At 60.0% G+C, this 17757-nt stretch carries 20 protein-coding genes; 17 read left to right on the forward strand and 3 right to left on the reverse strand.

Features of this window, described 5'->3' with window-relative positions; all coding sequences use genetic code 11:
- The first annotated feature begins 53 nt into the window (after positions 1 to 53).
- Genes JK213_RS08410 through JK213_RS08425 form a run of 4 tightly spaced genes read left to right on the forward strand, consistent with a single transcriptional unit; the run spans position 54 to position 4867 of the window.
- The gene (locus JK213_RS08410; RefSeq protein WP_194262451.1) at positions 54 to 1034 is read left to right on the forward strand and encodes a PilN domain-containing protein; all 981 of its coding nucleotides are present in this window, start codon (positions 54 to 56) and stop codon (positions 1032 to 1034) included.
- A gap of 5 nt (positions 1035 to 1039) precedes the next feature.
- A complete protein-coding gene (gspM, locus tag JK213_RS08415) occupies positions 1040 to 1663 on the forward strand; it encodes a type II secretion system protein GspM (RefSeq protein ID WP_194262450.1) in 624 nt (207 codons plus the stop codon).
- Positions 1664 to 1698: 35 nt separating this feature from the next.
- Positions 1699 to 4008, forward strand: coding sequence for a type II secretion system secretin GspD (gene gspD / locus JK213_RS08420; RefSeq protein ID WP_194262449.1), 2310 nt, complete (start codon positions 1699 to 1701; stop codon positions 4006 to 4008).
- Position 4009: 1 nt separating this feature from the next.
- Positions 4010 to 4867, forward strand: a complete 858-nt coding sequence (locus tag JK213_RS08425; RefSeq protein ID WP_228125499.1) for a type II secretion system protein GspK — start codon at positions 4010 to 4012, stop codon at positions 4865 to 4867.
- On the opposite strand, the gene gspG is transcribed toward JK213_RS08425, so the two are convergent.
- Positions 4844 to 5287, reverse strand: coding sequence for a type II secretion system major pseudopilin GspG (gspG, locus tag JK213_RS08430; RefSeq protein ID WP_194262448.1), 444 nt, complete (start codon positions 5285 to 5287; stop codon positions 4844 to 4846). The two genes, JK213_RS08425 and gspG, sit on opposite strands and share 24 nt — an antisense overlap.
- Positions 5288 to 5424: 137 nt before the next feature.
- On the opposite strand from gspG, the gene JK213_RS08435 reads away from it, so the two are divergent.
- From JK213_RS08435 to JK213_RS08480, 10 genes are all read left to right on the forward strand, one after another.
- Positions 5425 to 5844 (forward strand): lytic transglycosylase domain-containing protein, encoded by a 420-nt coding sequence (locus JK213_RS08435; RefSeq protein WP_194262447.1) that lies wholly within the window; start codon positions 5425 to 5427, stop codon positions 5842 to 5844.
- Between the two features lie 261 nt (positions 5845 to 6105).
- The gene (locus JK213_RS08440; RefSeq protein ID WP_194262446.1) at positions 6106 to 6786 is read left to right on the forward strand and encodes a hypothetical protein; all 681 of its coding nucleotides are present in this window, start codon (positions 6106 to 6108) and stop codon (positions 6784 to 6786) included.
- Between the two features lie 166 nt (positions 6787 to 6952).
- The gene (locus JK213_RS08445; protein WP_141306867.1) at positions 6953 to 7141 is read left to right on the forward strand and encodes a hypothetical protein; all 189 of its coding nucleotides are present in this window, start codon (positions 6953 to 6955) and stop codon (positions 7139 to 7141) included.
- 108 nt (positions 7142 to 7249) lie between these two features.
- Positions 7250 to 8152 (forward strand): EscD/YscD/HrpQ family type III secretion system periplasmic domain-containing protein, encoded by a 903-nt coding sequence (locus JK213_RS08450; protein WP_194262445.1) that lies wholly within the window; start codon positions 7250 to 7252, stop codon positions 8150 to 8152.
- Between the two features lie 36 nt (positions 8153 to 8188).
- On the forward strand, positions 8189 to 8569 hold the full coding sequence (locus JK213_RS08455) for a hypothetical protein (protein WP_194262444.1): 381 nt from the start codon (positions 8189 to 8191) through the stop codon (positions 8567 to 8569).
- A 2-nt stretch (positions 8570 to 8571) separates the two neighbouring features.
- Complete coding sequence (locus JK213_RS08460) at positions 8572 to 8895, forward strand: type III secretion protein (protein WP_099285615.1); 324 nt, start codon at positions 8572 to 8574, stop codon at positions 8893 to 8895.
- Entirely contained in the window at positions 8892 to 11033 is a 2142-nt protein-coding gene (gene sctV, locus JK213_RS08465; protein WP_194262443.1) for a type III secretion system export apparatus subunit SctV, read from the forward strand. The genes JK213_RS08460 and sctV overlap by 4 nt, the downstream gene beginning before the upstream one ends.
- A 31-nt stretch (positions 11034 to 11064) precedes the next feature.
- Positions 11065 to 11766, forward strand: a complete 702-nt coding sequence (locus tag JK213_RS08470) for a response regulator transcription factor (protein WP_194262442.1) — start codon at positions 11065 to 11067, stop codon at positions 11764 to 11766.
- A gap of 178 nt (positions 11767 to 11944) precedes the next feature.
- Entirely contained in the window at positions 11945 to 13228 is a 1284-nt protein-coding gene (locus JK213_RS08475) for a type II and III secretion system protein family protein (RefSeq protein ID WP_194262441.1), read from the forward strand.
- Positions 13225 to 13944 carry a hypothetical protein gene (locus tag JK213_RS08480; RefSeq protein ID WP_194262440.1) on the forward strand — a complete coding sequence of 240 codons (720 nt, stop codon included), beginning with the start codon at positions 13225 to 13227 and terminating at the stop codon, positions 13942 to 13944. Before JK213_RS08475 ends, JK213_RS08480 begins: the two co-directional genes overlap by 4 nt.
- Here the strand turns inward: JK213_RS08480 and JK213_RS08485 are convergent.
- Entirely contained in the window at positions 13905 to 14750 is an 846-nt protein-coding gene (locus tag JK213_RS08485; protein ID WP_194262439.1) for a lipopolysaccharide assembly protein LapB, read from the reverse strand. The genes JK213_RS08480 and JK213_RS08485 overlap by 40 nt on opposite strands.
- A 307-nt stretch (positions 14751 to 15057) precedes the next feature.
- Here JK213_RS08485 and JK213_RS08490 point away from each other — a divergent pair, with 307 nt between their 5' ends.
- Positions 15058 to 15582, forward strand: coding sequence for a hypothetical protein (locus tag JK213_RS08490; protein ID WP_194262438.1), 525 nt, complete (start codon positions 15058 to 15060; stop codon positions 15580 to 15582).
- A gap of 81 nt (positions 15583 to 15663) precedes the next feature.
- Here JK213_RS08490 and JK213_RS08495 read toward each other — a convergent pair whose 3' ends face one another.
- A complete protein-coding gene (locus JK213_RS08495; RefSeq protein ID WP_194262437.1) occupies positions 15664 to 16287 on the reverse strand; it encodes a hypothetical protein in 624 nt (207 codons plus the stop codon).
- A 164-nt stretch (positions 16288 to 16451) separates the two neighbouring features.
- On the opposite strand from JK213_RS08495, the gene JK213_RS08500 reads away from it, so the two are divergent.
- Both JK213_RS08500 and sctJ read left to right on the forward strand, forming a co-directional pair.
- Complete coding sequence (locus JK213_RS08500; protein WP_194262436.1) at positions 16452 to 16988, forward strand: hypothetical protein; 537 nt, start codon at positions 16452 to 16454, stop codon at positions 16986 to 16988.
- Positions 16989 to 16992: 4 nt separating this feature from the next.
- A complete protein-coding gene (sctJ, locus tag JK213_RS08505; protein ID WP_194262435.1) occupies positions 16993 to 17751 on the forward strand; it encodes a type III secretion system inner membrane ring lipoprotein SctJ in 759 nt (252 codons plus the stop codon).
- Positions 17752 to 17757: the final 6 nt, after the last annotated feature.

Below are 17757 nucleotides of genomic sequence, written 5' to 3' on the forward strand. Positions count from 1 at the left end.
GACCGTTTCATCAGGTGGCCCCTCCCCGCTTTTCCCATGTTCTGTCTTAACGCATGATCCTGTCGATACCGGGGCCTGAGGCTGTTTTCCGCTGGTGGGTGAGCCGTATGGCGGAGCTTCTGCCTGCCGCCCTAAGGCGGGACCAGCGGCAGGATCTGCGCCTCCCGGTCCGGCGGGACGGAACCCTCGAAGCCGGCAGCCTGTCCCGCCTTCCGCGCCCGGCCTACCGCAAGAAGAGCCTTCTTTCAGCCCGTCCCGCGCCGGTCTGCCTTGTCCTGCCTGCCGGTGCCATCCTTTCGCGTGAACTCACTTTACCCCGCGCAGCCGCCCCCCATGCAGTGCAGACCATCGGCTACGATCTGGACAGACTGACCCCGTTCCGCCCCGAAGACGTCGTCTGGACTGTCACGCCAACGGGGAAATCCTTTCCCCTGCGCAACGGTCAGGTGGGCTTCCGCCTTCTCGTGGCACCGCGTCGTGCCTTTGAAGCGGCGATGCAGGAACTGGTGCAGCATGCCGTCATCCCGACGCATCTGCGGTGCGAAGGTCTGGAGGGCGCCCTGCCACTCGGCGCGCCCTCGAAAACCAGAAAGATCCGGCCGTCCCTGCTCGTCCTGCTGGGTCTTGCCCTGATCGCAGCCCCCTTCATCCGTCAGGAAATCTCGCGACTGCGGCTCGATCACGCCCTCTCCGCGCTGTCCGCAGAAAAGCAGCAAGCTGAGGCGCTGCGACGAGACATCGCCGGTTTCACACAGGGGCCAGCCGCCATCCGCCGGGAAGAACACAGGTTGGGATCGTCCCTCCTCGTGTTGCAGACGCTCACGCAGGCCTTGCCGGAAGAGACGTTCCTGACGGAACTGCATCTCCATGAGCGCCATGTTTCGCTGGAAGGGCAGTCCGCACAGGCCACGCAACTGATCGGCATTCTGGAGCATCGCGCCGCATTTTCGAACGCGGCTTTCTCGGGGCCGATCACACGCTCCGAAGACCGTCGGCAGGATCTTTTCACCCTTCATGCTGACGCTCCGGGCTGATCCTGATGTCCGCTTCACCCACCATTTCCGGCCTTCCCGACGGACGAAAAGGACGTCTCCTCGCACTTGGCATGACGGTTACCCTGCTTGTGCTGGTCGCCTCTGCCGCCTCCCTCCTACTGAACCAATATACCGAGGGACAGGCCGATCTGGCCGAACAGCAGGACATCCTTGCCCATACGCAGATCCTCGTGGACACCCTGCCCGATCTTGAAAAACGGGCCCAAACGGCATCGCTTCAGGCCCGTGGCAGCACGCTCCTGATCAGTGAAACCTCACAGGAAACAGCCCTTGCCCGCCTCCAGCAGATCGTGCACGACACAGCCCTTGAGGGTCAGGCCCTGCCAACAAGCATGGAACCGCTCCCCGTCTCCCGCGCCGGAGCGTTCGAGCGGCTCGGCGTGAGGGTTTCCCTCACTACATCTTATGGCGTGCTGGTCCGTCTTCTGGACGCTCTGGACCACAGCACCGCTCCGCGCCTGCTGGTCGATGATCTCCGGATCGACGTGTCCGGCAACCCGCAGGCGATTGACGAAACGGCTGAAGGGCGCGCCCTGGATGCGTCCTTCACCATCCTCGCGTTGCGCGACCCCCGTTCCATCGCAGCCTCCACCGCTCCCCGGCCATGATTCCTTTCCGCCGACAGAACAGACTGAGAGACAACGTGCCTGCTTCCCTGTCCTTTGCCATCTCCGGGATGTCCCGCCGTTTCCTCCTCATGGCAGCACTTCCGCCGCTGGCCCTGCTGGCAGGCTGTTCTTCCACGCCACCGCACCTGACACCCCTGCCGATCTCGAAACATCTGTACGGCCAGACGGCCACGCCCCGCATTGACGGTCCGGTCGGGAGCATGGAATCCGCCCGGGGTGGCATGCTGAGTTATGGCCGGGCCTCCGGCACTCGCCAGACGGGCGGTGGCGCCTCCGAAAATGGAACCCTGACCCTCAACTTCGTGGATGCCGATATCCAGTCGGTCACGGACGAAATTCTCGGGCGGCTGCTTCAGGCCAACTATCTCGTTGATTCAAACGTCCACGGCACCATCACCCTGCGTACGCCGCATCCGCTTCGTCAGGACCAGCTTCTGCCCGTTTTCCGGACCGCACTCGCGGGCGCCGGTGCGGCGCTGGTCGAGGAGAACGGCATTTATCGCGTGACCACCCTTGCGGGCACGGCGGGAACCGGCGGCGGAACGGCAGGCAACACGGTCGTTCCGCTGCGCTACACCTCGGCTGAAAGTCTGGTGAAGGCGCTGCAACCCATCCTCAAGGGCGGGGACCATATCGTTGCGGCCCCGGCGGGAAATGCCGTCGTGATTTCGGGCGATCCCGCCACGCGGGCCTCTCTGGAAGAACTGGTCCGGACGTTCGATTCCGATGTGCTGGCCGGGCAGTCCTATGCCCTGTTCCCCGCAACCAGCGGCAATGCCAGCGAAGTCTCGCAGGCTCTTCAGGCTGCTTTAGGAAGCAAAAAAGAACAGGCGCTCGCTGGCCGGATGCAGGTCGTTCCCATGCCGCATATCGAAGCGGTGATGGTCATTGCCGCAACCCCCGCCCTTCTGGATCAGGCCCGTCGTGCCTTTTCCGTCATCGAGGCGCAGCGTCGCAGAACCGTGCGGAAATGGAATGTGTTCTACATCCAGAACAGCCGGGCGAACGACGTGGCCTATGTTCTGCAACAGGCCTTCACCCCCGGCCATGTCACGGCCGTTCCCACGGCAAAAGCCCAGACCTCCTCTTCAGGCTTCCAGAGTTCCTCGTCCGGTTCGGGGAGTTCGGGAAGCTTCGGCAGCGGGATGGGCTTCGGGTCTTCCAGCAGCGGAACGTCCCAGCAGGGCAACCAGCTCTCGGGCTCCGGTCAGAACGGTTCCTCTTCGGACGGCCAGTCCGGCCAGACGCAGACCGCACAGGACGGAATTTCGAATAATCCGCTGCTCGGGGGGCTGGGTCTGGGCAGTTCGGGCAACAGTTCCGAAACGTCGGAAATCCGCATCATTCCCGACACCCAGAACAATGCCGTTCTGGTCTATGGCACGGCCAATGAGATGGAGACCGTGGCCTCCATGCTCCGCAAGGTGGACATCATGCCTCTTCAGGTCCGGGTGGATGCCACGGTCGCCGAAGTGACGCTGAATGACTCGCTCAATTACGGCACACAGTTCTTTTTCAAGTCAGGCGGAATAAACGGCATTCTCAGCAATGCGTCCCAGTCTCTCGGAAGCGCCAATCTGGTGTCGTCGCAGCTCTCCAGTTCGTTCCCCGGTTTCGTTCTGGGTGGTTCCGGACAGGGCGGTGCGCCCTTCGTCATCAACGCGCTCCAGGCCGTCACGAAAGTACGCGTCCTGTCCTCGCCTGAACTGATGGTCGTGGACAACCAGCCCGCTTCCCTCATGGTGGGCGACATGGTGCCGTATCTGACCGGCTCGACCACCGGGGTTCTGACGTCGAATTCCACCATTACGAATTCGATCAACTATCAGCCCACGGGCGTGATCCTTCAGGTCACCCCCCATGTCAGCAATGGCGGAACGGTCACGCTCGACATTTCCCAGCAGGTCAGTTCCGTGGCTTCCAGCACGACGACAACCGGCAGCGGGTCCATCAACAGCCCGACCTTCTCTCAGCGTCAGGTTACGTCGCGCGTCGTCATCGCGGACGGTCAGACGGTCGGACTGGCCGGGCTGATCTCGGACACGTCCAACCGCAACAACAGCGGAATGCCTTGGCTGAAAGACATTCCGCTCCTTGGGATGCTGGGGGCAAACCAGACCAACACAAGAAACCGCACGGAACTCCTAATCCTCATCACGCCCCATATCATCCACAGCCAGAGCGAAGCCTACGCCCTGACGGAGGATCTGCGCGAACAGCTTCTTCACGCAGCGCTCCTGCCCAGCGAAATGAACGGAATGTCCCCGACCGGCTCGGCAGATCCGCAGCACCGCATTCTCAAAGCAGTCGGACTGCACGACTGACATGCCAAGCGGCACCCCATCGCTCCCTTCCCGTCCAAATGGTCCGCTGCGCGGCCGGGAGGCAGGGTTTGCGCTGCTGCTGGTGCTCTGGACGCTCGCTTTTCTGGCCCTGATCGGCACACAGGCCCTGATGCTGGGCCGGGCGTCTCTGAACCTCGAAAGCACGGCGCTCTGGAAAGCGCGCCTCCAGACAACGGCAGACGCCGCCATCACGACGGAACTCTACGCCATCGCCACGGGACGCACACGCCCGACGGGTCAATGGTCTTCCAGCCCTGAAGCCACGGAGTTTCAGGTCAGGACGCGCAGTCAGATCCGACGTGACAGGATCAATCCCAACATTGCCAGTCAGCCGCTGATGGCGGCGCTCCTAATGACGCAGGGTTTTCCGTCCGATCAGGCCGCCTCTCTGGCAGCCACGCTTCTGGCGTGGCGCAGTGAGGGATTTCATGTGGCGGACAAGGCGTCGGCCTGTGTGTCACAGGGCCTGCCGTTTCATGATCTGGATGATCTTTCGGCCGTTCCCGGCATGACGCCTTTGCTGCTTGAGGGGCTGGAGCCGCATCTGTCTTTTGCCCAGCAGGAACTGCCCGATCTCCACACCGGCGATCCATCCGTCCGGCAGGCTCTGCTGAAATCCGGAATTTCAAGTGGGGCGGATCAGACGGATCCGAACAGCGAAGGAAACGGCGTCGTTCTTGTTTCCGTGGACGCCATCGTCTTTCACGGTGCTTTCAGGATGTGGCGTCATGCCGAGGCCATCATGCTTCCTGATGAACGCCCCATTCCCTGGCGTCTGATCCGTCTGGAAACCATGACGCCAGACAGCAGTCCTTCAGGGATTGCAGATCATTCCTGATCCCGCCTCGCCCCGGCCGTTCGGTCCATGAGAACAGAGGTCATAGTCATGCCCCTCCCGCTCCGAAGGGGCGTGGTAGACATAGGCATGGTTCCACGGATCGGCAGGAACAGCGCCGCCCTTCAGATAAGGGCCGTTCCAGTTCTCCACCGATGACGGGCGATGGACAAGCGCATCCAGACCTTCCTCCGTGGAGGGATAATCACCCGTATCAAGCTTATACATGTCCAGAACTGTACCGATCCGTGCGATCGACTGCTTGACGACGGACTGGCGGGCGCCCCCCAACTGGCGCAGGGCAGCCGGTGCCACAAGCCCGACCAGCAGGCCCAGAATGGCCAGAACCACAAGAATTTCCAGAAGGGTAAAACCGGCATCATCGCGATGCTCGGCGCGGGAAACCTGTCTGGGACATGACATTTTGATGACGTACCTTTTTTAACCGTTCGTCAAACGGTACTAAAGCTTCGAACCTTCTCTGCCCAGCGCATGACGAGGCTCACAATGCTGTCTTCATAATTTCTTCATTCGGGACAAAGCATCCCGACAGGTCTGCCATGCCCGCTCCCCTTCTGGCCTGCATGCTCGCAGCCGCCATCCGGTACGATCTCCCTCCACGGGTCCTGCCTGCCATCTGGGAAGTCGAACGCGGTGCCATTGGCCTCGTGCATCACAATACGAACGGCTCCGACGATCTGGGGCTGATGCAGATCAACACACAGTGGGTCGGCCTTCTCTCCCAGATCACTCGCATGCCAGCCACACAGACGGCTGCACGCCTTGTGTCGGACGGATGTTTCAATATCGCCGCTTCGGCTCTTATCCTGCGGAGCTACCTCAACGAGACGCACGGAGACCTTCTTCAGGCCGTGGGAGACTATCATTCTCATACACCCGAGCTGAATTCGGCGTATCAGAAGCGGGTTCTCCAGCAGGCCAGACGCCTGTTTGCGGCTGGAAACAGCCTTCAGGAATGATCTCTCCGTGAACATTCAGGCGTGGGAACCGCGACGCCCCGTTCCTGTCTCTTTGATTGCAATTCAGTGAATATTGACGCGTTTTAACCGGAAATGAGTGTTGGCAGATTTTACGTCAGGTTCCGGTCAGACTGCTCAAATATCTCTTTCTTCAGACCGAAACGACCATGAGAACTGCAACCGCAGCCGGTGGGAAGTTCGGGCAAGAGGGTAAGTCATACCTTGCTCTCTGATCGCAGATTTCCTGATGTGGAGAGCAGTATGTCCACGATTGACAGTTACGACAAAACATATAGCCCGACGAGCACGGGCGACCTCAACACTTCAGCGACCGGCCAGACCCTGAGCACGGAAACGGCACAAGAAATGGAGCAGGCCCTGATCCAGCTCCTGCAGGAAATGGAAGCCAGCGGCAACGCCTCGGGCACGGGTTCGTCCGACACAGGGTCTTCGACGCCCACACCCGTCGGAAACACGGGCCTGTCCCTGACCGGCAATCTCAGCGACGACATGAAAACGCTGAAGACGCTCGTCGACATGAATGGCACGAACGGCAACACCCTGCAGCAGTACGCCCAGGCTGTTTCGTCGGAAGCCAGCCAGCAGGGTAACGGCCTCGACTCTTCCGTTGCGGGCAATATCGGTCGCAGCCTGTCGGATGGTACCTACGATCAGGGCGGCAGCAGCAATGCCATCAAGCAGGCCCTTCAGGGCAACAGCGTCGATGCGCTGAGCAACAACGTCGACACGATTGCGGATGCCCTGCAGTCCGGCAAGTCCGGCTCGGATGAGTTTAACAACCTTAATGCTCTGGCTCGCGAAGCCTCGAACGCTGGCAACAACAACCTTGCCGATGTTGCGAAGATGCTCGCCAGCGAAATTCAGTCCGGCACGTTCAACAGCAACGCTGCTGCATCCGAACTGAAGTCTGCACTGGGTTGACGCCCGGCATTCTGCCCGACGCTTCTTCGGGGCGGCGGGAGAATGCAGAGCGTGTACAGGCGTTCGCTACGAACGTCACGGTTTTCGGGAGTTCATGTGAACTTCCGAATGGCGCTGAGAGAAAACGGCGCTGTTTTTAGTCACTAACAATGTCATGGAGAACAAAATGAGCGGTTCCATCTCTGCCAGCAGCGACTCAACCATGCAGCAGATCATGCAGGAGTCCGAAGCCATGGAAGACCAGAACCTGCAGAAGCAGGAACAGATGTCTGAAATCTCCAACGCCCAGACATTTGCAAACGACTTTGCCCAGACGATGGAAAGCAACGCGAAGTCTGCCTTCACGAAGGACTGATTTCCGCATCGTCGGACATGGCCTGCATGCCGGGGACAGACCCCGTCGTGCGGGCCATTTTCCGTTTTTATCATCTGGAGGACCTGTCCTCCCAAGCCGGGACGCATCATGCTGGTTGTTCAGAACGGATTGCACAGCGATGCCGTCATGACGTTCGGCACAGAGCCTGTCATTATCGGCTCAGGCCCGGATGCGAGCATGGCGCTGCTCGATGACGGCATTGCGGTACAACATCTTTCGATCAGGCAACAGTCTGACAGTATCTATCTGCTGCATGCCCTCGCACCGGATGTCGTGGTGAATACGGTGGCGCTTCCGCCTGGTGAGAGCACGACCGTCACAGGTCCTGCAACACTCCGGCTTGGTCCCGTCTCCCTTCATCTGGGTTCTGATGGCACCATTGCGGCTTCGCCGGAACAGTTGACCTCTCCACCCAAAAATATTGTCGATACAAAACGAAAAACCAATCCCACGCTCATGATCGTCGGGGGAATGGCAACAGTTCTAATGCTCGTCGTAATACAGGCATTGTCACACTCCGCGACACCCGCGCACAAAACAGCCGGCGCCTCCCCTTCCCGCGCGCCCGATGTGGAAACAGCTTCACTTCAGCAGCCGGTCAGCGATGCCGAACTTGGCCGCCTCGTCGTGCAGCAACTAACGAAAAACAATCTTCCCGAACTGAAGGTCAGTGCATCTTCCGGCGTCATCATCATCGATGGAAGCCTCTCGGCTCAGGAGATGAAAACATTCCGGGACGTGGAAAAATGGTTCGATGCGTCCTTCGGAACGCAGGCTGTCTGGGTTTCGAATGTCTCACTTGCGCCAGTGGCACCCCCGGTTGATGTGCCCATTCAGGCCGTCTGGACAGGAAAAAATCCCAATATTGTCGTGCATTCGCAGCGCTACCGGGTCGGCACTGAAATTGTCACAGGATTGTCTCTTTCAGAAATACGGAAACATACCGTAATAATGCATAAGGGTTTACGGCCTGTTAACTTTCAGTACTGATTTGCCTCACCGGTAGATCAGCCGGAGACAGTACAGATGGTTCAGAGAGTCTGGTCTGAAGGCACTGTTCGTCTCGACCGCGCTCTGCAGGATCTGTCGCTTCAGCATGACGACAGTCTGTTGAACGCTGAAGTTGCTGCCCTTCGCCAGACGCTTGCGCCTGAAAACGCACTGTCCGAAACCATCGACCCACCCACCGTTATCGGCGCGGTGTATGCCCATATCATGCCGCATCTCCGCAACCCGGCGGTTCTTCTGCCATCCCGCAGACAGGAACTACTACGACGTCTGGAAGAACAGGCCTCCTCACGCTCAAGCTCGGCTCCTGTCGTTCCCGGGGGCCTGGAAACGCTCAGGCATGAGCTTGCGGCTCTGGAGCAGTTGCTCAAGGCGTCCAACAGTCTGATCGGCGGCTAGGCATGGAGAGCGATCAACGCGATCTTTTGCTGTCTCTGGCCTATCTCTATATCTGCTGCGGACGGCCCTGGCGGGCTCTGCCCATGCTGCTGCTGGTGCTCGCCCAGCGCACGGGAGACCGAGAATGTCTGCGAATGCTGGCGCATGTCTATACCGTCATCCGCCGCAGTGAACTCGCCCTCGTCGTGCTTGACTGTCTCGACAGGCTTGAGACCACTCCCGATGCGGGCAACGCGCTTCTGAGAGCGCGAGCGCTGCATCAGCTTGGTCGGCTCGACGAAGCGCGGACCTGTTTTGCGCACTATACGCGGCACGCTGCGGCATGAAGCATCTCACGCCCTTTTTCCGGGTCATGAGCCAGCGACAGGATCTGGCCCTCGTTCTGGTGCTGGTCCTGACGATCGGCATGCTCATTATGCCGCTGCCCGCAGCCTTTGCGGATGTGCTGATCGGATGCAATCTCAGCCTGTCGGTTCTGCTTCTGATGGTGGCCGTCTATCTGCGGTCGCCGCTGGATCTGACAGCGCTTCCCGGCATGATCCTCGTCTCGACCGTGTTCCGGCTGGCGCTTGAAGTCACGGTCACACGGCTGATCCTCACGACGGCGGATGCCGGGGCGATTGTTGAAACGTTCGGCGAATTCGTTATTGGCGGAAATATCGTCGTCGGTCTCGTCGTTTTTGCCATCGTCACCACGGTCCAGTTCATTGTCGTCACGAAAGGAACTGAACGCGTTGCTGAAGTGGGGGCGCGCTTTACGCTCGATGCCATGCCCGGCAAGCAGATGAGCATCGACAGCGATCTGCGCTCGGGCGATATCGACGCGATCGAGGCCAGACGTCGTCGCACGGAACTGGCCAGCGAAAGCGCCCTGCACGGTGCCATGGATGGCGCCCTGAAATTCGTGAAGGGCGATGCGATTGCCGGGCTGATCATCATTGTGGTCAACCTGGTGGGCGGGATCGGCATTGGTGTGGCGCAGCATGGCATGGCGATCGGTCAGGCCATGCAGACCTACACGCTGCTGACGGTTGGCGATGCTCTGATCTCACAGATTCCGGCCCTTCTGCTGTCCATCACGGCGGCCGTCGTGGTCACGCGCGTGGGCGGTCATGGCATGGATCTGGGCCGCGATATGGCGACCCAGCTTACGGCCAACAGCAGCGCCCTGCGCGTGGCGTCGGTCGTTCTTTTGGCGATGGGACTTATTCCCGGCTTTCCCAAACCCGTCTTCCTCATTCTGGCGGCAATTTTCTTCTGCGGCAGTCACCCGGATTGGAAGGGCCTGACGAACCGCGTGTTCCGACGCTCCGCCGAAACGCATCCCGGCACGCAGGACGATGTCTTCTCCGCCGCCTCACCGGCGGGGCAGACCAGCACGACACTTCAGGAAAATTTCACCCCCCTGATGGCGATCACCCTCAGCCAGAAGCTGAACGCCACTCTGGATCAGGGACGTCTGACCCGTCTTCTGGCGCGCGTCAGCATGGAAATCGGCAACGATCTAGGCTTCCAGTTCCCGCCCCCCACGCTCCGACAGCGCGACGACAGCGGGGATTTGCGATTTTCGATCGATCTGGAAGACGTTCCCATCGAGGAGCATGAACTCCGCAAGGACTTCCTTCTGCTGCATGACGATCCGGTTCATCTGGACCTTGCCGGAATAGATGGCGAGGAAGGCGTTGCTCTGCTGACCAATGATCCGTCCCTCTGGGTTCCCTCCGTCAGCGAGGGACGGCTCCGGGCGGCTGGGATCGGGTTTCACGATCATGCCGGGATCATTGCTTTCCGCTTCCGTGCTGCGTTGCGTCGCCATGCCGGGCGTTTCCTCGGGCTTCAGGAAACGCGGCAGATCGTCCAGCGCGTGGAAGCACAATATGCCGATCTGACGCGCGAGGCCACGAAACTGGTGCCCGTCCAGCGTCTCGCCGAAGTTCTCAGGCGTCTCGTGGAAGAGGATGTGTCGCTACGCAACATGCGCCTCATTCTGGAAACGCTCGTGGAATGGGGCGAGACCGAAAACAAGGTGCCGATGCTGGCCGAACACGTCCGCAACGCCCTGTCCCGTCAGATCTGCCACCGTTATGCGACGAACCACAGGGCGATCCCCGCGATCGTTCTGTCGCAGGCAACGGACCAGCTTCTGCGGCAGTCCCTCCGCGAGACGCCTGCCGGCTCGTTTCTGGCGCTGGAAGTGGATGCGTCCCAAAAACTTCTGGAGGCCGTCCGCGAGCGTCTGGCCAACGCGCCCGGAAAATCCGGCGCGGAAGCGGAAACCACCAAACCCATCATCGTGTGTTCGGTCGACACGCGACGGTTCGTCAGGGGATTCCTGATCCGGAACGGCTTCGACAACCCCGTTCTTTCGTATCAGGACCTTGCCGACGAATTCCCGGTCCATCCCATCGCGTCCATTGGAACGGACGTGTTCGGGGCCGATGCAGTCATTGCCAGACAGCAATGACGGATCAACGGATTTTGCAGGAGAAACGCACATGAGACTGATGATCATGTCCCCCGATAGCGGGTATGCCGACGGCCTTGCCAAAACCCTTCAGAGCGCCGGTTTCGGTGCAGATGTTTTCACGACGCTCGACGATGCAAACGAGGCCCTGACGGCTTCGAATTACAGTCTTGTCCTGCTGGATTCCACAAGTGGCGATGGCGTCTACAGCGTCTGGTGGCAGGCGCGCTGTCGCTGCCGGCGACATGACGGCGACGAATTCCTCGTGCTCATCGCCAATTGTCAGGACGAGCGGATCGCGGCCCTTGAAGCGGGCGCGGATGACAGCGTGACGCGCGATGTGAGCCCCCGCGAACTGGTCGCACGTGTTCGCACTATCATGCGTCGCCCGCGCATCCGGTCGGCAGAGCAGCATCAGTTCAGTGACCTCACCCTCTGCACCGCTACACGTGAAGTGCGGGTCGGTAATCTCGAACTCACGCTCCAGCGCCGCGAGACTCTCATTCTGGAATCTCTGATGCGCCGCCGTGGTCACGTCGTGCCCCGCGCCGGGCTTGAGCACGACGTCTATGGCGCGCAGGCCGAGTATTGCCCGAACTCCCTTGAAGTCCGTGTCAGTCGGATCAGACGGCAACTTGCAAAGGCACGCTCTCTCGTGACGATCGAATCCGTGCGTGGCGTGGGTTATCGCCTTGCGGCACGGCTCGATAAGGACATGGGACTTACGGCATGATGGACGGGGACAGTTTTTCAGTATGATTTCAGGCCGTTCAACACACCGCATACGCTTCTGGCAGACCGCCCGCACAGGCGCATTGCAGGGATCTTTTCTGCTTATGGGTGCCGTATGCGTCGGAGTCATTCCGCAAAACGCAGCCGCACAGATGCAGCCCGCCCGCCACGGTGGGTCCATGACGCTATCTGTCGGAGGAGCGCAACTGATCCAGCTTCCCCGCGCGGCTGGTAATGTCATGATTGCCGATCCGACGGTTATGGACGTGCAATACACCGATAATGACGGCCTGTTCATCTTCGGCAAAAAACCCGGCCATACGACACTCATCGTGTTGGACCAGAGTGGTCAGAAAATGATTTCCGGCGATGTGACGGTGACGTTTAACATGGACGCGATGCGTACCATGATCGCCAAGGAAGGCGGCCGGAATGTTCAGGTCCAGATGTCGCCTGAAGGCGTCGTCCTGTCCGGCTCGGTTCCAGATGCCAAAGCCGCCGCACATCTGGAGGCTCTTGCCCGGCAATACGGCGGAAACGGCGCGAAACTGATCAACCGTCTGACTATCGGCGAGCCGGTTCAGGTCAATCTTGTGGTGCGCGTCGCGGAAGTGCAACGTCAGCTCTCGCAGGATCTGGGCTTTAACTGGACGACGGTTTTCAACGGTGTGGGCTCTTTTGCCATCGGTGCTGCAACGGGCGGACTGAGTGGTGTCCCCAGCGCGATCAAGGCCCTGTCGAGCGCAACCAATGCGCTTTCGGGAAGCTATACGAGCGGAGGGTCTTCCGTGACGGGCACACTGGACGCCATGGCGACGGAGGGGCTTGCGACCATGCTGGCGGAGCCCAACCTCACCACCATGTCCGGCGAGACAGCCAAGTTCCTGTCCGGCGGGCAGTTCCCGGTTCCGATCCCGCAGGGTCTGGGCACTGTCGGGATTACCTACAAAAATTATGGTGTCAGCGTCGATTTCACGCCAACGGTCCTGTCTGATGGGACCATCAGCATGCATGTCGCACCGGAAGTCAGCTCCGTTTCTACCGAAGCGTCGGAAGGCGCGTATTCCATTTCCGGCAGCAGCGTCGTTCCCGCAATCCGCACCAACCGGGCCGATACGACCATTCAACTTGCATCGGGTCAGAGCTTTGCCATCGGCGGCCTGATTTCAAACGACGCCAGCAATACCATCTCCAAGGTGCCGGGGCTGGCGGATATTCCGGTGCTTGGATCGCTGTTTCGCTCCACGTCGTTCCAGCGCAACGAGAGCGAACTTCTGATCGTCGTCACGGCCTATATCGTTCACCCGTCCGATCGTGTTCCGGCGCTACCGACCGATTATATCCGCCCGACATCCGCCATCGAGGCGCTGCTGCTCCGACGCTCGGCGGCGACCGCAACGGATGCGCCCGATCCCACACGCATGCCCCATCTTCAGGGTGCGGCCGGGTTTCTTTACGAATGAGACACGCGCTCCTCGCCCTTCTTGCATTGTCGCTGGACGGATGCACATTCAGCGGCACCCGTTCGTCTGGCCCTCCGCCGCCGCTTCTTCTGGGCGTCAACCAGCATCGCATTCCTCTTGACGCTGCCAACGCAGACAACGCGCTCGACGCCGCGCTCACCAAACTGGGCGACCCGCGCGCCGTCCACGCCACGATCAACGGTGCGGACCCGCAGATCACGGCTCTTGTGACGCACGCACTCGTCCGTGCCGGTGTGGAACCGGCACGGATCCGCGTGATCCATGACACGTGGGACACGCTCGTGCTCAGGGCGTATGTCGTAGCCCAACCCGATTGTCGTCAGGCCGTCCGCCCATCCTGGACCGGAGACACGTCCGACAGCCTTTATCCCCTTGGACAGTGTCTTCAGGCCGCAGCGCTCGCCGCGGAAATTGCCAATCCGGGGGATCTGCTGGAGCCTGCCCATCTGCAACCGGCCAATGGCGCGCGGTTTGGGCGCGTTGTGGAATTGTGGGAAGCGGGGATGGATCGCACTTCGCAGAACAGAACGCCCGCGACGTCGAATTTCCCGTCCGCCGTCGGTGGTGGAAGCACGGGGGGAGCCAGTTCGTCTGCGACGACTGGAAGCGACACCCCGGCAACATCCACAAACACCACGACGCAGACTGATGCGTCTCAGTCTCCCGCAGCGGACGAGGCGGCATCCACGCCCTGAGCGGCGTGCAGGAGCGTATAGAACCGCATATTCTGCTGGATCTGTTCGCTGCTGAGGGCCGCTGAGCGTGCGGATTGCCGCGCGTCCGATAATTTGCCCTCAAGAGCGTAAACAATCGCCAGATTTCCATCGATCGTGGAGAGCGACGCTGCTGAAGCCCCGCGCTCCACGGCCTGCGTCCGCAGGGCCAGAAGCTCGGTCAGCGCCTGGTGAGGCTGCCCTCCAAGGGCTTCCGAAAGGGCAAGATCATTGGCGGCGGCGATATTGTTCGGGTCGATCCGCAGCGCATCGCGATAACTCTGGCGTGCGCCCTGTGCATCTCCGGAAATTTCATAGGAAATTCCCAGCGCCACACGCAAAGGAGCGGAATTGGGGTTCTGCTGGATCACGGGGAGGAGAACCCCGATCGCTTCCTGTGACCGCTGTGCGGTATTGAGCAACTGGGCAAGCAGCAGTGCAAGACGTACACGCTCGGCAGACGTTGCGTTGGCCTCTGCACCATGAATGGCTTCGATCGCCTCGTTCGTCCGCCCCTGATGCATGAGCGCTTCGGCATAAGGCCCGACATAATCCGGCTGTCCGGGGCGCAGTGCAACGGCTCGGCCATAAAAAGCGGCGGCGGTGGTCCAGTCTCCGCGTGCGCGTGCGCTGTCGCCGACTTTCATCATGGTTCCGGGGTTGCGAGCCGCCTGCCGCTCCCGCGCGACATCCTGTGCGTTATGTGAAGCGTTTGAGACACAGCCGGCAAGAGGCACCGCCAGCGTGAAAGCAAGGAACACAGCACGTGACGGAAAAGAAATCCGCATGAAAAAACTTTCGTAACGAAGCGCAGAACAGATCTGAGGGGCGCAACCTATCAATCTTATCCGATGCTGACGATTTCAGGCGGCCTTCTGAAATATGGAATTTTTTTGACAGGGCCCAAAAGCCTGATTTCCATCAGATTATTATGGTTCCGTGAAACCGGAACAGCGCTTTGTAAATGTCAAAACCAGATCAGGATAAAGACAGACTGCTCTCTTACAGAATGAAAGCACGCCGATTTGCCCCGCTTTCCCGGTCTTTCAGCATTTCGGTGATGAGCGCAACATTAAGTTATGGAGAGAGCCAGAGATGCCCGGTAGAATCGGATCCAGCGAAATTGAGCCGCATACGCCTGTAACCCACGCGGGCGGCAGCACCTCCACCCCGCAGAGCGAAATTACGGGTTTCAACGAGACCCTTCACAACACGGCGCCGAGACCCACCAGCTCCGTTTATTCGCAGGATTCGGGAATGCATCCTGCGTCGATAGCGTCTGAACATGCGCCGACTACGCACACCCCTCATACTGAAACCGAGACTGTCACCGCAGAACCGAAAGCAAAGCCTGCCAAGTCCAAAAGCGACCAGGCAAAAGATTTCGGTGATAAATTCGACAAGATCCTGAAGCCTCTCACCGTCACGCTGGGCTCAACCGCACAGATTGCCAGCCTGATTTCTTTCGGTCAGGCTCAGGAAGCCAAGAACAAGGACTCTTCCAGCAGTTCCAGCGCAAAGGACACGGGAACGAGCGGCGACGCTTCGGGCACCGATGCCTCCGGCACGACCGGACAACTGCCGGATCTGGCCCCCATTCCCTCGCAGCAGACGTCCTGAAACCTGCGCGCACTTCTCTTCCCGGTCATAATTTCTGACCGGGAAGAGTTTTTATATCCGTTCGTCAAAAAACGTCCCGATCTATTTCGAGACGTCCTGAACGGCACTTCCCCGGAAAATTCTGACAGTCCGATGGCCTGCACTTGGTCCGCTGAGGGACTGGATCGTCTGGCTGATGCGATCTCGCAGATCAGGCGGCCCGAAGACACTGACGGAACGCCCGCGATCATCGGTGTGGACCGAATAATGGGGCTCGAGCATTTTCTTCGCGTCCACAGCGCGCATCAATGCCGCATAAGACACACCACCCAGCGGAAAAGACTGTGTCGTCGTCGCGGAGGATGGTGTGACGTGCAGCGTATTGCCGTCATAATACCAGTCCAGCCTATATTCGGCGGACAGCGCATTCAGGAATGCCAGCGGCGTCTCGGCGGTAAAACCGGAGCGCACATTCCCCTGAATGGATGGGTCCACGACGACACGCAAATTCACGTCTTCACAGAACTGGGTCAGGACGTCGGGCAAAGTCTGATGGATGACCGTATAGCGTCCCTGATCGGGCAGCGGGAGCGGCTCGGCCCGGACGCTGTGCGGCAGTGCCAGCACCCCAGAGCCCAGCACCGCAGAAGCCAGCAGAACGCCGGAAAGAAATCGCCGGTGCAGCATCGCCGTCTTTTCTGAACTGCAATTGGAGTTCTGCTTCATCTGTTCTTCTATAGACCGCGCGCAGAGGCCCGACAATTCTTGCCGAACGTCTGAAGGCACTTTCGGGCAGCCTGTATGAAGGTCAGGTTCAGATCAGCTTTCGCCCCTAGGCTTGATCCCGATAGGTCCGGGCCTGTTGCAGGAAATTGTTCGGGGTCGCAGGTATGACAGGCATTACGGGATTGGATGCGACAGCGCTGGTCCAGCGCTCCCTCACCGACCAGACGAGCGGCATGACCGCAGGAGCGCCTGCGCCCGGCGACGATCAGATTGCCTTCCTGCAGAGCACACCTGCCCGCCAGACATACGAGACGCAATCCCTCTCCACCACAGACACACTGGGAGACCAGATCCTGTCCGGACTGGGGCGGATCAGCAGCGCTTTTTCGACGCTCAATACGCTGGCGCCGACTGTTATTCCGACGACGGGAACGGAACATCTGGCTCTCCCACAGGGCAGCGTCGGAACAGCGGGACTTTCAGGCGCGTCCAATGTCGCTTCCGCAGGCAAAGCGGATGGAAAGACCGCCCCTCTGAACAGTCTGTTCGAGAAAGTCGAGCAGGAGGGGATTGCGATGTATAACGAGGCCCTGACGCGACAGATGGCATTCACCAACTCCGAATTCGAAACCCATATCATCACCGTGTCGTCACAGAACATGACCTCCACGCTGAAGAGCCTCCTCACACAGGGAGGCTGAGACCATGTTCCGTATCCGGCGTCTGTTTCTCACCTTTCCCGCCCTGCTCCTTCTCCTCTCCCTCACTGCGTGTCAGACGGTGCTCTACACTGAGCTTTCGGAACGTGATGCGATGGAGATGATCGCCATCCTTCTGCAGCACGGGATTTCAGCCACCCGTCTGATCGCCAAGGACGGCAGTTCCACTGTGGAAGTGTCGGAACGGCATGTGGCGGATGCCGTCTCCATCCTGCGCAGCAGTCATTATCCCCGCAACGGATATGACAGCATGGACAAGATCTTCCAGCAGCAGGGCATGATCAGCACCCCCACGGCCGAGCGCGCCAAGCTGTATTACGGCATCAGTCAGGAGCTTGGGCACACGCTCAATGATATTGATGGCGTGATCGATGCGCGTGTTCATATCGCACCTGCCGCAAGCGATCCAGTGACGGGTGTGGACAAACCGGCCACGGCATCGGTCGTCATCCGGTACGATTCCGGAACGGCTGTGTCGGGGCTGCTGCCCAAGATCAAGCTGATGGTCGCAAATGCCGTTCAGGATCTGGCCTATGACCGGGTGTCCGTCATTCTTCTGCCGGTCGCGGTTCCCCATCTTCCGTCGGTTCAGACGGAATGGATGAGTCCGCTCGGCTGGACCGGATGGTTTTTCGCTTTCGCCTTCCCTGCCGGATATGGCGCCAGCCTCCTGTGGCGACGCTTTCGCAGGAAACCGGTGCCGACCACGACGGAACTGGCCATCGTGCCGCGTGAGGCTGCGTGACCGTAG

It is taken from the genome of Gluconobacter sp. Dm-44 (assembly GCF_018256175.1).
GTDB classification, from domain to species: domain Bacteria; phylum Pseudomonadota; class Alphaproteobacteria; order Acetobacterales; family Acetobacteraceae; genus Gluconobacter; species Gluconobacter cadivus.

Excerpts from the sequence above, each read along its gene's own strand:
- JK213_RS08455 (WP_194262444.1), top strand. The coding sequence starts at position 8,189 with ATGGTTCAGAGAGTCTGGTCTGAAGGCACTGTTCGTCTCGACCGCGCT.
- JK213_RS08500 (WP_194262436.1), top strand. The coding sequence starts at position 16,452 with ATGACAGGCATTACGGGATTGGATGCGACAGCGCTGGTCCAGCGCTCC.
- JK213_RS08495 (WP_194262437.1), bottom strand. The coding sequence starts at position 16,287 with ATGAAGCAGAACTCCAATTGCAGTTCAGAAAAGACGGCGATGCTGCAC.
- JK213_RS08435 (WP_194262447.1), top strand. The coding sequence starts at position 5,425 with ATGCCCGCTCCCCTTCTGGCCTGCATGCTCGCAGCCGCCATCCGGTAC.
- sctJ (WP_194262435.1), top strand. The coding sequence starts at position 16,993 with ATGTTCCGTATCCGGCGTCTGTTTCTCACCTTTCCCGCCCTGCTCCTT.
- JK213_RS08410 (WP_194262451.1), top strand. The coding sequence starts at position 54 with ATGATCCTGTCGATACCGGGGCCTGAGGCTGTTTTCCGCTGGTGGGTG.
- JK213_RS08440 (WP_194262446.1), top strand. The coding sequence starts at position 6,106 with ATGTCCACGATTGACAGTTACGACAAAACATATAGCCCGACGAGCACG.
- JK213_RS08470 (WP_194262442.1), top strand. The coding sequence starts at position 11,065 with ATGAGACTGATGATCATGTCCCCCGATAGCGGGTATGCCGACGGCCTT.
- JK213_RS08485 (WP_194262439.1), bottom strand. The coding sequence starts at position 14,750 with ATGCGGATTTCTTTTCCGTCACGTGCTGTGTTCCTTGCTTTCACGCTG.
- JK213_RS08480 (WP_194262440.1), top strand. The coding sequence starts at position 13,225 with ATGAGACACGCGCTCCTCGCCCTTCTTGCATTGTCGCTGGACGGATGC.
- JK213_RS08450 (WP_194262445.1), top strand. The coding sequence starts at position 7,250 with ATGCTGGTTGTTCAGAACGGATTGCACAGCGATGCCGTCATGACGTTC.
- JK213_RS08490 (WP_194262438.1), top strand. The coding sequence starts at position 15,058 with ATGCCCGGTAGAATCGGATCCAGCGAAATTGAGCCGCATACGCCTGTA.
- JK213_RS08475 (WP_194262441.1), top strand. The coding sequence starts at position 11,945 with ATGACGCTATCTGTCGGAGGAGCGCAACTGATCCAGCTTCCCCGCGCG.
- JK213_RS08425 (WP_228125499.1), top strand. The coding sequence starts at position 4,010 with ATGCCAAGCGGCACCCCATCGCTCCCTTCCCGTCCAAATGGTCCGCTG.
- gspG (WP_194262448.1), bottom strand. The coding sequence starts at position 5,287 with ATGTCATGTCCCAGACAGGTTTCCCGCGCCGAGCATCGCGATGATGCC.
- JK213_RS08460 (WP_099285615.1), top strand. The coding sequence starts at position 8,572 with ATGGAGAGCGATCAACGCGATCTTTTGCTGTCTCTGGCCTATCTCTAT.
- JK213_RS08445 (WP_141306867.1), top strand. The coding sequence starts at position 6,953 with ATGAGCGGTTCCATCTCTGCCAGCAGCGACTCAACCATGCAGCAGATC.
- sctV (WP_194262443.1), top strand. The coding sequence starts at position 8,892 with ATGAAGCATCTCACGCCCTTTTTCCGGGTCATGAGCCAGCGACAGGAT.
- gspM (WP_194262450.1), top strand. The coding sequence starts at position 1,040 with ATGTCCGCTTCACCCACCATTTCCGGCCTTCCCGACGGACGAAAAGGA.